Genomic DNA, 12,378 nt, shown 5'->3' with positions numbered 1-12,378 from the left:
ATCAGGAGAGAACATCATGGGTAAATTTAAATTTCCCACCGCTTATACCATCCTGTTTATTCTTATTGCCCTGGTCGCGGTGATGACCTGGATTGTGCCGGCGGGAAAATACCAAATGGCGATGAACGCCACGCTGGGAAAAGAGGTGCCGGTGGCGGGAACGTATGCCCCCGTGGACGCGCATCCGCAAGGGATTACCGCTGTTTTACTGGCGCCGATTGACGGCCTCTATAACCACGAAACCTACACCGCCGGCGCCATTGACGTCGCGCTGTTTGTCTTGATTATCGGCGGCTTTCTGGGGGTGGTGAATAAAACGGGGGCGATTGATGCCGGTATTGAACGGGTAACAGTCAAACTCAACGGCAAAGATGAGTGGATGATCCCCATTCTGATGGCGCTGTTCGCCGCAGGCGGCACTATCTATGGCATGGCGGAGGAGTCGTTGCCCTTCTACACGCTGCTGGTGCCGGTCATGATGGCGGCCCGCTTCGATCCGTTAGTGGCGGCGGCAACCGTACTACTCGGCGCGGGGATAGGCACGCTCGGTTCGACCATTAACCCTTTCGCCACGGTCATTGCCGCCAACGCCGCCGGCATCCCTTTTACTCAGGGAATGCTGATGCGCGTACTGCTGTTAATTGTCGGCTACGTACTGTGCGTGTTTTGGGTAATGCGCTATGCGCGCAAAGTCCGCGCCCATCCTGAGCTTTCTATCGTGGCGGATAAAATGGAGGAAAACCGCGCTCATTTCCTCGGCAATCGCGCCAATACTCTGCTGGAGTTTACGGCTACCCGGAAATGGGTGCTGCTGATCTTCGCCGCCTCTTTCGCGGTGATGATTTACGGCGTGGCGGTTCTCGGCTGGTGGATGGCGGAAATCTCCGGCGTCTTTCTGGCGGCGGCGATTATCGTTGGCGTGATAACGCGGATGGGTGAGGAAGCGTTCACCAGTACCTTTATTGACGGCGCGCGGGATTTACTCGGCGTGGCGCTAATTATTGGTATCGCGCGCGGCATTGTGGTGGTCATGGATAACGGTATGATTACCCACACCATTTTGCACAGCGCGGAAAATCTGGTTTCCGGCCTCTCTACCACCATTTTCATAAACGTAACCTACTGGCTGGAAGTATTGCTCTCCTTCCTGGTGCCCTCCTCTTCCGGTCTTGCCGTATTGACAATGCCCATTATGGCGCCGTTAGCGGATTTTGCCCACGTACAGCGGGATTTGGTCGTAACCGCCTACCAGTCGGCCTCCGGGATTGTGAACCTGGTTACTCCCACCTCCGCCGTGGTCATGGGCGGTCTGGCGATCGCGCGGGTTCCCTATGTCCGCTATCTGAAATGGGTCGCGCCGCTGTTGCTGATCCTGACATTGCTGAACATGGCGGTACTGAGCATCGGAGCGATGATGTAACGAGCCAGATGGCGACGCGTCTTATCCGACAGGACTGATAAGCACAGCGCCATCAGGCACGCCGTCACCTTTTTTGATCGGCTTCTCATTTTCCTGCAAAACCGCCCGATTGATCCGCAATCGATGTGACAAATGTGATGAATTTCGCCAGTCCGTTGATATTAATAATAAAGATAAGGTGCATTTATGAAGGAATACGATGATTACTCCGCCAAAGAACAACAGCAACTGGCGGTTTGTCAGCGCCTGATTAGTGAAAAAAGTTACCTGTCCCAGGAGGAGATTCGCCGCGATTTACAAAATGAGGGATTTGAAGGTATCAGCCAGTCTACGGTTTCGCGCCTGCTCAAGCTGCTGGGCGCAATAAAAATCAGAAATACGAAGGGACAAAAGATTTATTCCGTAAATCCCCAGCGGCGTCCTTCGCCGGATGCCGGACGTTCAATAGCCGAAATGGTCGTCAGCGTTGAACATAATAGCGAATTTATCCTTATCCATACGGCAGCAGGTTATGGTCGCGCCGTCGCAAGAATTCTGGATTACCACGCATTGCCGGAAATTCTCGGCGTCGTTGCCGGTAGCAGTATTGTCTGGGTCGCACCACGGGTCGTTCAGCGCACGGCGCTGGTACACAAACAAATTAATTATTTGCTTAAAATGAATTTAAATTCATAAGAACCGTTTGCGATGAGTAAATCATGCATTAATTCGCTTGATCCCAAAACAGAGCTGAGTATAATCGCGGACAATTTGCCGGGAGGAAGCATGGTTCAGTGTGTACGACATTCTGTCTTACCGCGTCTGAAAAAAGACGCAGGCCTGCCGTTTTTCTTTCCGTTGAAAACCAATACCAAGCCCCTCAATTGAGGGGCTTTTTTTTGCCCAGGCGTCAGGAGATAAACATGGCTAACCCGCTATATCAAAAACATATCATTTCCATAAACGACCTCAGCCGCGACGATCTTAATCTGGTACTGGCGACGGCGGCGAAATTAAAAGCCAACCCGCAGCCGGAGCTATTGAAACATAAAGTGATCGCCAGCTGCTTTTTCGAAGCCTCCACGCGTACCCGCCTGTCGTTTGAAACTTCAATGCATCGCCTGGGCGCCAGCGTAGTGGGCTTCTCCGACAGTGCCAACACGTCGCTGGGGAAAAAAGGAGAAACGTTAGCCGACACGATCTCAGTGATTAGCACTTACGTGGACGCGATTGTGATGCGCCATCCGCAAGAAGGCGCGGCACGTCTGGCGACGGAGTTTTCCGGTCATGTGCCGGTGCTCAATGCGGGCGACGGTTCGAACCAGCATCCGACGCAGACCCTGTTGGATCTGTTCACCATCCAGGAAACGCAGGGCCGTCTGGATAACCTGCATATCGCGATGGTCGGCGATCTGAAATATGGCCGCACCGTGCATTCGCTAACCCAGGCGCTGGCGAAATTTAGCGGCAACCGTTTTTATTTTATCGCGCCGGACGCGCTGGCGATGCCGCAGTACATTCTGGATATGCTGGATGAAAAAGGGATGGCCTGGAGCCTGCATGGTTCTATTGAAGAGGTCATGGCCGACGTCGACATCCTCTATATGACTCGCGTACAGAAAGAGCGTCTCGACCCGTCGGAGTACGCCAATGTGAAGGCGCAGTTTGTTCTGCGCGCCAGCGACCTGAACGGCGCGCGTGAAAATATGAAAGTGCTGCACCCGCTGCCGCGGATTGATGAAATCACCACGGATGTGGATAAAACGCCACACGCCTGGTACTTCCAACAGGCGGGCAACGGTATTTTCGCTCGCCAGGCGTTACTGGCGTTAGTACTGAATAGCGAACTGAGTCTGTAAGGGAGAAAAACGATGACACACGATAACAAACTGCAGGTTGAAGCCATTAAATGCGGCACCGTGATTGACCATATCCCTGCGCAGGTAGGCTTTAAACTGCTGAGTCTGTTTAAATTGACCGAGACCGATCAGCGAATCACTATCGGTCTGAATCTCCCGTCTGGCGAGATGGGGCGTAAAGACTTAATCAAAATAGAAAACACCTTCCTCACCGATGAGCAGGTTAACCAACTTGCTCTGTACGCGCCGCAGGCCACCGTTAACCGCATCGACAACTACGACGTAGTCGGGAAATCACGTCCCAGCCTGCCGGAGCGTATTAATAATGTGCTGGTTTGCCCGAACAGCAACTGCATCAGCCACGCGGAACCGGTATCCTCCAGCTTTGCAGTGAAAAAACGCGCCAATGATATCGCCCTCAAATGCAAATACTGTGAAAAAGAGTTTTCGCATAATGTGGTGCTGGCCAACTAATTTGGGTTGGTTATGAGATCCCGGCTCCCTATAATGAGCGGGGACATTCTATTACCGCTGTAATTCAGGAGAAATCATGAGCAAAACTATTGCGACGGAAAATGCACCAGCAGCAATCGGCCCATACGTACAGGGCGTTGACCTGGGTAGCATGGTAATCACTTCCGGTCAGATCCCGGTCGATCCGAAAACCGGTGCCGTAGCGGAAGACGTATCCGCTCAGGCACGTCAGTCGCTGGAAAACGTTAAAGCTATCGTGGAAGCCGCTGGCCTGAAAGTAGGCGACATTGTGAAAACGACCGTATTCGTGAAAGACCTGAACGATTTCGCGACCGTCAACGCCACCTACGAAGCCTTCTTCACCGAGCACAACGCCACCTTCCCGGCGCGTTCCTGCGTGGAAGTTGCCCGTCTGCCGAAAGACGTGAAAATTGAGATTGAAGCGATCGCTGTTCGTCGCTAAGCGCCGGACGTTATCCCCGCCGGGCGGCGCAAGTTTGCCCGGTTCGGGGCACCAACAGCCATGGAGAGGCGGCAATGGTAAGATCGCGTTTTACCGAGGAACAAATCGCCGATTTTCTGCAACAGTCGAAAAACGGCGTACCGAATAAGGCGTTGTGCGAAGAATATGGATTTAGCAACAGCACGCTCCGTCGCTGGCAGGAGAAACATGCTGAAAGCATACGCCAGGAATTAAAACAGATAGAATCTACCGCGAAGATAGTCTTTTTATGCTTCATTGTCGCAGCCATATTGCTTACCCTTATGTTTCCTAAACCCACTGGCGCCTTAGCGATTCCTCCTTACTTAGTTTATTGCATTAGCTATATTCGCCGCTTTCGTCGCATATCCGCAAAACATATCCGGCGGTGGGACATCTCCTCCTCTCGTTCTGGCTCGGGGGCAGAGAATGTATTTTACAAACTTAGCTGGACATTCCTCTTTTTTATGCCTGCATATAGCATTCTACAGTTGTTTGAATAAGCCCTGAAATTTAAAGATAAAGCCGATCGCGTTAAACTTGTCGAGCTTTACGGGCATCTGGCCTGGTTAGCGATATCGGGGATTAAGCACGCTGGCGAATCCCCGACGAAAGTGTTTACTGCCAGCCATAACGTCGGCTGTAAAATCCTTTCACCAACTGGGTTAACGTCATATAGCCCGCCAGAATGGCAATCAGCCACGGGAAATAGCTTAACGGCAGCGCCTGCAACTGCAGGTAAGACGCCAGCGGCGAAAACGGCAACGAGACTCCCACGACCATCACCAACAACGTCATCGCCATCAGCGGCCAGGCGGCGCGACTTTGAATAAACGGCAGACGACGGGTACGGATCATATGCACAATCAGCGTTTGCGACAGTAATCCCACCACAAACCAGCCGGACTGGAACAAAGTTTGCGTTTCTGGCGTATTCGCATGAAATACCCACCACATCAGGCAAAAGGTCAAAATGTCGAAAATCGAGCTGATCGGACCGAAAAAGACCATAAAGCGCCCCAAATCCGCCGGATTCCAGCGCTGCGGCTTTTGAATTTGTTCTTCATCGACATTATCAAACGGAATCGCCACCTGGGATACATCGTACAGCAGGTTTTGAATCAGCAAGTGCAGCGGCAGCATTGGCAGGAACGGCAAAAAGGCGCTCGCTACCAGCACGCTAAACACGTTACCGAAATTTGAGCTGGCCGTCATCTTGATATATTTCAACATATTAGAAAAAGTACGACGACCTTCAATGACGCCTTCTTCCAGCACCATCAGGCTCTTTTCCAGCAGGATAATATCGGCGGCTTCACGGGCGATGTCCACCGCGCCATCTACCGAGATACCAATATCCGCCGCCCGCAACGCCGGAGCATCATTAATCCCGTCGCCCATAAAACCGACCACATGCCCCTCGCGTTTGAGCAAAGTGACGATGCGCTCTTTATGCATCGGCGTCAGACGCGCAAACAACGTCGTACGGGCGGCCAGCGCCGCCAGCGCGTCGTCGCTTAACCCTTCAATATCACTGCCAATAACGACATCGCCCGCATCCAGCCCAACTTCATGGCAAACTTTCGCCGCTACCAGCTCGCTGTCGCCGGTGAGAATTTTCACCGTAATTCCGCTCGCCTTCAGCGCTTTCAGCGCCGGCGCGGTGGTCTCTTTCGGCGGATCGAGAAAAGCAATATACCCTTCCAGGATCAGGTCAGATTCATCGATACGCTGGTAGTCGCCCTCACGCGCAGGCAGGTATTTGGTCGCGACGGCGACCACGCGTAGCCCCTGACGGTTCAGCGTGTCGGTAACGCGTTTCACCCGGCGCAGCATATTGTCGTCCAGCGGCACAATATCGCCGTTGTGGCGCACCTGAGTACACACGTTCAGGATCTCCTGTAACGCGCCTTTGCAGACCAGTTGATGCACGTTCGAATCTTCGGCGACCACCACCGACATCCGGCGACGCTCAAAATCAAACGGAATCTCATCGATTTTCTGCCAGCGTCCGGAGAGCTGACGCGCGGCGGTTTCGTCTACTCCCTCCAGGACCGCCGTATCCAGTAAATTTTTTAGACCGGTCTGATAATGGCTGTTCAGCCAGGCGCAATGCAGTACATGCTCGCTGGGCTTACCAGAAATATCCGTATGATTCTCCAGCACAATTTTATCCTGCGTCAGAGTGCCGGTTTTATCGGTGCACAGAATATCCATCGCGCCGAAGTTCTGAATCGCATCAAGGTGCTTCACGATAACTTTCTGTTTCGAGAGTTTCACCGCCCCGCGCGCGAGGGTAGAGGTGACGATCATCGGCAACATTTCCGGGGTGAGCCCTACCGCGACCGAGAGCGCAAATAACGCCGCTTCCCACCAGTCACCTTTCGTGTAACCATTAATAATCAGTACTACCGGCGCCATGACCAGCATAAAGCGGATCAGCAACATACTGACGCGGCTAATTCCTTTCTGGAAAGCGTTCTGCTCGTTATCTTGTTCCGAAACGCGCCCCGCCAATTGACCAAACCAGGTGTCGGCGCCGGTCGCCATCACCACGGCCTGCGCCGTTCCGCTCACGACGTTCGTCCCCATAAAGCACAGCGTGTCGCACTCAAGCGGGTTATTTTGCCGGGGCTCACGCGTCGCGGCGACTTTCTCGACCGGCAGAGATTCGCCGGTCAGCGACGCCTGGGCGACAAACAGATCGCGCGCCTGGATAATCCGTAAATCCGCCGGGATCATATCCCCCGCCGCCAGCTTAATAATATCGCCGGGCACCAGTTGATCGATGGGCAATTCCAGCCAGGCGTTTTCGCCATTTTCATTAATAACCCGCAGTACGGTAGCGGTATTGCTCACCATCGCTTTTAGCGCGTCCGCCGCTTTTGTCGAGCGCGCTTCCTGCACAAAATTCAGCAGCGTTGAGATACCGACCATCAGGGCGATAACGCCTGCGGCAAACAGATCCTCCGTGGCATAAGAAATGCCGCCAAGAATCGTGAGTAAGATATTGAAAGGATTGCGATAACATACCCACAGATGCACCCACCACGGCGAGGGTTTCTGTGCCGGAAGGCGGTTTTCGCCATGCTTTTCACGCGCGCGCGTCACCTCGGCGGCGTTTAATCCCTCCGGGTGCGTATCAAAAACGCGCCAGAGAGTTTCCTGCTCCATTGCCGCGACTTTCAGACAGCGCTCGCTCAGCGAAGGCGGGATAGTCGCATTTACCGCGGTCTGCGCGCCGGGCAGCGGATCGCGGTGAACCAGACGATAAGGCAAATGACGATTAAGCCGGGCAAAAAGCTGGCGGGTAATGGTTTTTAGCATAGGTAATCCCTCCGCGCCGAAGTCAGGCGCAGAAAATTCTTCAGGCGCGGCAAAGCCTTGCCCGATGAGCAATGTTTAAATAAAAACAGGGACGTTATTGTGTCACTGTCTTACACACCGGTAAGACAGCAGAGGCAGGCTTACCGGAAAAGGAAAATTCTCCATCGCGGGAGAGGGGTGGGTTCAGGGTCCATGTCGCCTCCGGTAAGTAAATAATTTGCGCCGCGGATTATACGCATAAATCCATAAGTTTTGTGGCAATTATGGCGGTATCATACCGTTACGTAATTAAACCAACGATAAACCAGACTTTGCCCATTGCCCTTCGCTTGAGTAAAGTTACTCTTTTTATCACCATCAGCGTCACGCCACGGGAAAACAGGATGCAAAACCGGCTCACTATCAAAGACATCGCCCGCCTGAGCGGCGTAGGGAAATCAACCGTTTCCCGCGTGCTTAACAATGAAAGCGGCGTAAGCGAACGTACCCGCGAGCGTGTCGAAGCGGTGATGAATCAACACGGTTTCTCCCCGTCCCGCTCCGCCCGCGCGATGCGGGGACAAAGCGATAAAGTGGTCGCTATTATCGTCACTCGCCTTGATTCGTTGTCTGAAAACCTCGCGGTTCAGACCATGCTGCCTGCGTTTTACGAACAGGGCTACGACCCTATTATGATGGAAAGTCAGTTCTCGCCGACGCTGGTAATGGAACATCTGGGCATGCTCAGACGACGTAACATTGATGGCGTGGTGCTGTTTGGCTTTACCGGCATCACAGAAGAGTTGATCGCCCCCTGGAAAGCCTCGCTGGTGCTGCTGGCAAGAGATGCGCAAGGTTTTGCCTCCGTCTGTTACGACGACGAGGGCGCGATTCATATCCTTATGCAGCGGCTGTATGAGCAGGGACACCGCAACATTAGCTTTCTGGGCGTTCCCCATAGCGATATTACCACCGGCAAACGTCGGCATGACGCATACCTGGCGTTTTGCAAAAAACATAAACTTCACCCCGTCGCCGCCCTGCCCGGTCTTGCCATGAAGCAGGGCTATGAGCATACGGCAAGCGTCATCATGCCGGATACCACCGCGTTAGTCTGCGCCACCGATACGCTGGCGTTGGGCGCCAGCAAGTATTTACAGGAGCAACGTATTGAGACGCTGCAACTGGCAAGCGTCGGGAACACGCCGCTGATAAAATTCCTGCACCCGGAGATCGTCACTGTCGATCCTGGCTATGCTGAAGCCGGACGGCAGGCGGCTTCGCAACTGATCGAACAGATCAATGGCCGCTGCGATCCGCGCCGGATCGTCATTCCTTCTACCCTCGCCTGAGTGACTGATTAAACGGAATACCACGAGTAATTTGTGATCGTCGCAGCGTTTCGGGAACGTTCCCATTTTTAAACCAACGTTGAAGAGATACTCTTGCGCCAACCCATAACATACCTCCTCTGCCATGAGGCTTTACGATGAGCAAAGTAAAACAAGCCGATATCGACCGGCTGATTGACCTGGTTGGCGGGCGCGACAACATCGCCACGGTGAGCCACTGCATTACTCGCCTGCGCTTTGTGCTCCACCAGCCCGCGAACGCCAGGCCAAAAGAGATCGAACAATTACCGATGGTTAAAGGCTGTTTCACCAACGCCGGGCAGTTTCAGGTGGTGATCGGCACCGAAGTCGGCGATTACTATAACGCGCTGCTGGAGACCACCGGCAAAGCGTATGCCGATAAAGAGCAGGCAAAAAAAGCCGCTCGCCAGAACATGAAGTGGCATGAGCAGTTAATTTCCCATTTCGCGGAGATCTTCTTTCCGCTACTACCGGCGTTGATCAGCGGCGGTTTGATCTTAGGCTTTCGTAACGTGATCGGCGATGTGCCGATGAGCAACGGCCAAACGCTGGCGCAGATGCATCCGGCGCTAAAAACGCTTTATGATTTTTTATGGTTGATCGGCGAAGCGATCTTTTTCTATCTGCCGGTGGGGATCTGCTGGTCGGCGGTGAAAAAAGTGGGCGGCACGCCGATTCTTGGTATCGTGCTCGGCGTGACGCTGGTGTCGCCGCAGTTGATGAATGCGTATCTGCTGGGCCAGCAAACGCCGGACGTCTGGAACTTCGGCTTATTTAGCATTGAGAAAGTGGGCTACCAGGCGCAGGTTATCCCGGCGCTACTGGCAGGGCTGGCGCTTGGGTTTATTGAAACGCGGTTGAAACGCATCGTGCCGGATTATCTCTACCTGGTCGTCGTCCCGGTGTGTTCGTTGATACTGGCCGTCTTTCTCGCCCACACCTTTATCGGCCCCTTTGGTCGTATGATCGGCGACGGCGTGGCCTTTGCGGTACGTTATCTGATGACCGGCAGTTTCGCCCCGATAGGCGCGGCGCTGTTCGGCTTCCTGTATGCCCCGCTGGTCATTACCGGCGTCCACCAGACAACGCTCGCTATCGATATGCAGATGATCCAGAGCATGGGCGGTACGCCAGTCTGGCCGCTGATTGCGCTGTCGAATATCGCGCAGGCCTCCGCCGTGGTGGGCATCATCATCTCCAGCCGTAAACACAATGAACGCGAGATCTCCGTTCCTGCCGCCATTTCCGCTTACCTTGGGGTAACCGAACCGGCGATGTACGGTATCAACCTGAAGTATCGTTTTCCGATGCTATGCGCGATGATCGGCTCTGGTCTGGCGGGACTGCTCTGCGGTCTGAACGGCGTCATCGCCAACGGTATCGGCGTGGGCGGCCTGCCGGGTATCCTGTCTATACCGCCGCGCTACTGGCAGGTGTACGGCATGGCGATGGTTATCGCGATCGTTATCCCGGTGATTCTGACCACCTTTATCTATCAGCGTAAGCATCGTCAGGGCACATTACAAATTGTCTAATACTTCTTCGGGGCGCAGTTGCGTCCCAACGCACTTGCAGGAAACAACAATGACTATTCCCCTCTGGTGGCAAAACGGCGTTATCTATCAGATCTACCCGAAAAGTTTTCAGGACACGACCGGCAGCGGCACCGGCGATTTACGCGGCGTCACGCAGCACCTTGACTATCTACAGCGACTCGGCGTAGATGCCATCTGGCTCACGCCGTTTTATATCTCGCCGCAGGTGGATAACGGTTATGACGTCGCAAATTATACGGCTATCGACCCGACCTACGGCACGCTGGATGATTTTGACGAGCTGGTCGCGCAGGCGAAAGCACGCGGTATTCGTATCATCCTGGATATGGTGTTTAACCATACTTCTACCCAGCACGCCTGGTTTCGCGAAGCGCTGAACAAAGAGAGCCCATACCGTCAGTTTTATATCTGGCGCGATGGCACGCCGGATGTCTGCCCGAATAACTGGCAATCCAAATTCGGCGGCAGCGCCTGGCGCTGGCATAGCCAGAGCGAACAATATTATTTACACCTTTTCGCGCCTGAACAGGCTGACCTGAACTGGGAAAACCCCGCCGTGCGCGCCGAGCTGAAAAAGGTCTGCGAATTCTGGGCCGATCGCGGCGTGGATGGCCTGCGTCTGGACGTGGTGAACCTGATCGCCAAAGATCAGGATTTTCCTGACGATCCGACGGGCGACGGACGCCGCTTTTATACCGACGGACCGCGCGCGCATACGTTTTTACGCGAAATGAACCGTGATGTTTTTACGCCGCGTAATCTGATGACGGTAGGCGAAATGTCCTCTACCACGCTGGAAAACTGCCAGCAATATGCCGCGCTTAGCGGCGACGAACTCTCGATGACCTTCAATTTTCATCATCTGAAGGTGGATTACCCCAATGGCGAAAAGTGGACGCTGGCAAAACCTGATTATGTGGCGCTGAAAGCGTTGTTCCGCCACTGGCAACAGGGGATGCATAACGTCGCCTGGAACGCGTTATTCTGGTGTAATCACGATCAGCCGCGCATCGTTTCCCGCTTTGGCGACGAGGGTGAATACCGGGTTCCAGCCGCGAAAATGCTGGCGATGGCGCTGCACGGTATGCAAGGGACGCCTTATATCTATCAGGGCGAAGAAATCGGCATGACCAACCCACACTTTACCCGCATCACCGATTATCGCGACGTGGAAAGCCATAACATGTTTGCCGCGCTACGCGCCGCCGGACGCGACCCCGACGAACTACTGGCTATCCTGGCCAGTAAATCCCGCGACAACAGCCGCACGCCGATGCAGTGGGACCACGGTAAAAACGCCGGTTTCACCCAGGGCGAGCCGTGGATAAGCCTGTGCGATAACTATACGGAGGTTAACGTCGCGGCGGCATTACGCGATGAAAACTCGGTGTTTTACACCTATCAAAAGCTGATTGCGCTACGTAAAACCCAGCCTGTACTGATCTGGGGCGATTATCAGGATCTCCTCCCGGATAGCCCATCAGTATGGTGTTATCGCCGCCAGTGGCAGGGGCAAACCCTGCTGGTTGTCGCCAATCTGAGCGACCAGTGTCAGGAGTGGCATCCACCGCATATCAAAGGACAGTGGCAGGCGCTACTGCACAATTATGGCGAGGTCGCCAGCCAGCCAGCCGCGATGACGCTCCGCCCATTTGAAGCCATCTGGTGGTTACAACGCTAACGCGACGTCCTTATACGGATAAACGCCACAAACCTATTGACACGGGCTGTGGCGTTGCTCCAGGTTACTGACTGTTTTTGTTGAATAATTAATCAGATTTTTCTTGCTATCTTTTACAAACGCTACAGCGCCCGCCATCTGTACGCTCTGATTTTTACCTTGTTCTACATCAATAAAATTGCAAACATCCTTGATGCAAATCACTACATATAGACTTTAAAATGCACTCCGACCCAATATGTTGTATTA

Annotated in this window: 12 protein-coding genes and 1 pseudogene; 10 read left to right on the top strand and 3 right to left on the bottom strand. The window is 53.8% G+C overall.

Annotated features, from left to right (window positions below):
* Positions 1 to 16: 16 nt before the first annotated feature.
* Positions 17 to 1,420, top strand: a complete 1,404-nt coding sequence (locus tag EOS97_RS12865; protein ID WP_000514434.1) for a YfcC family protein — start codon at positions 17 to 19, stop codon at positions 1,418 to 1,420.
* Positions 1,421 to 1,606: 186 nt separating this feature from the next.
* The gene (locus EOS97_RS12860) at positions 1,607 to 2,095 is read left to right on the top strand and encodes an arginine repressor (RefSeq protein WP_000666051.1); all 489 of its coding nucleotides are present in this window, start codon (positions 1,607 to 1,609) and stop codon (positions 2,093 to 2,095) included.
* Here the strand turns inward: EOS97_RS12860 and EOS97_RS12855 are convergent.
* Positions 2,065 to 2,206: pseudogene (locus EOS97_RS12855) on the bottom strand (hypothetical protein). The gene EOS97_RS12860 and the pseudogene EOS97_RS12855 sit on opposite strands and share 31 nt — an antisense overlap.
* Between EOS97_RS12855 and pyrL the strand changes: the two are divergent.
* From pyrL to EOS97_RS12830, 5 genes are all read left to right on the top strand, one after another.
* Entirely contained in the window at positions 2,186 to 2,287 is a 102-nt protein-coding gene (pyrL, locus tag EOS97_RS12850; protein ID WP_000249504.1) for a pyr operon leader peptide, read from the top strand. The pseudogene EOS97_RS12855 and the gene pyrL overlap by 21 nt on opposite strands.
* 35 nt (positions 2,288 to 2,322) lie before the next feature.
* Positions 2,323 to 3,258, top strand: a complete 936-nt coding sequence (pyrB, locus tag EOS97_RS12845; RefSeq protein ID WP_000013034.1) for an aspartate carbamoyltransferase — start codon at positions 2,323 to 2,325, stop codon at positions 3,256 to 3,258.
* Between the two features lie 12 nt (positions 3,259 to 3,270).
* Positions 3,271 to 3,732, top strand: a complete 462-nt coding sequence (pyrI, locus tag EOS97_RS12840; RefSeq protein WP_000148566.1) for an aspartate carbamoyltransferase regulatory subunit — start codon at positions 3,271 to 3,273, stop codon at positions 3,730 to 3,732.
* Positions 3,733 to 3,808: 76 nt separating this feature from the next.
* A complete protein-coding gene (ridA, locus tag EOS97_RS12835; RefSeq protein ID WP_000047544.1) occupies positions 3,809 to 4,195 on the top strand; it encodes a 2-iminobutanoate/2-iminopropanoate deaminase in 387 nt (128 codons plus the stop codon).
* Positions 4,196 to 4,269: 74 nt separating this feature from the next.
* Positions 4,270 to 4,716, top strand: a complete 447-nt coding sequence (locus EOS97_RS12830; protein ID WP_000252552.1) for a transposase — start codon at positions 4,270 to 4,272, stop codon at positions 4,714 to 4,716.
* A 115-nt stretch (positions 4,717 to 4,831) separates the two neighbouring features.
* Here EOS97_RS12830 and mgtA read toward each other — a convergent pair whose 3' ends face one another.
* Positions 4,832 to 7,540, bottom strand: a complete 2,709-nt coding sequence (mgtA, locus tag EOS97_RS12825; RefSeq protein ID WP_000920858.1) for a magnesium-translocating P-type ATPase — start codon at positions 7,538 to 7,540, stop codon at positions 4,832 to 4,834.
* 140 nt (positions 7,541 to 7,680) lie between these two features.
* Positions 7,681 to 7,734, bottom strand: coding sequence for a mgtA regulatory leader peptide MgtL (gene mgtL, locus EOS97_RS27500; protein ID WP_099374030.1), 54 nt, complete (start codon positions 7,732 to 7,734; stop codon positions 7,681 to 7,683).
* Between the two features lie 189 nt (positions 7,735 to 7,923).
* Here mgtL and treR point away from each other — a divergent pair, with 189 nt between their 5' ends.
* The 3 genes from treR to treC all read left to right on the top strand — a co-directional run bounded on the left by treR (position 7,924) and on the right by treC (position 12,129).
* Positions 7,924 to 8,871 (top strand): trehalose operon repressor TreR, encoded by a 948-nt coding sequence (treR, locus tag EOS97_RS12815; protein ID WP_001181297.1) that lies wholly within the window; start codon positions 7,924 to 7,926, stop codon positions 8,869 to 8,871.
* A gap of 137 nt (positions 8,872 to 9,008) precedes the next feature.
* Positions 9,009 to 10,427, top strand: coding sequence for a PTS trehalose transporter subunit IIBC (treB, locus tag EOS97_RS12810; RefSeq protein ID WP_000048830.1), 1,419 nt, complete (start codon positions 9,009 to 9,011; stop codon positions 10,425 to 10,427).
* Positions 10,428 to 10,476: 49 nt separating this feature from the next.
* Entirely contained in the window at positions 10,477 to 12,129 is a 1,653-nt protein-coding gene (gene treC, locus EOS97_RS12805; RefSeq protein ID WP_000155037.1) for an alpha,alpha-phosphotrehalase, read from the top strand.
* Positions 12,130 to 12,378 lie beyond the last annotated feature (249 nt).

It is taken from the genome of Salmonella sp. SSDFZ54 (assembly GCF_004010735.1).
GTDB classification, from domain to species: domain Bacteria; phylum Pseudomonadota; class Gammaproteobacteria; order Enterobacterales; family Enterobacteriaceae; genus Salmonella; species Salmonella enterica.
This window is presented reverse-complemented; position numbering and strand designations above follow the sequence as displayed.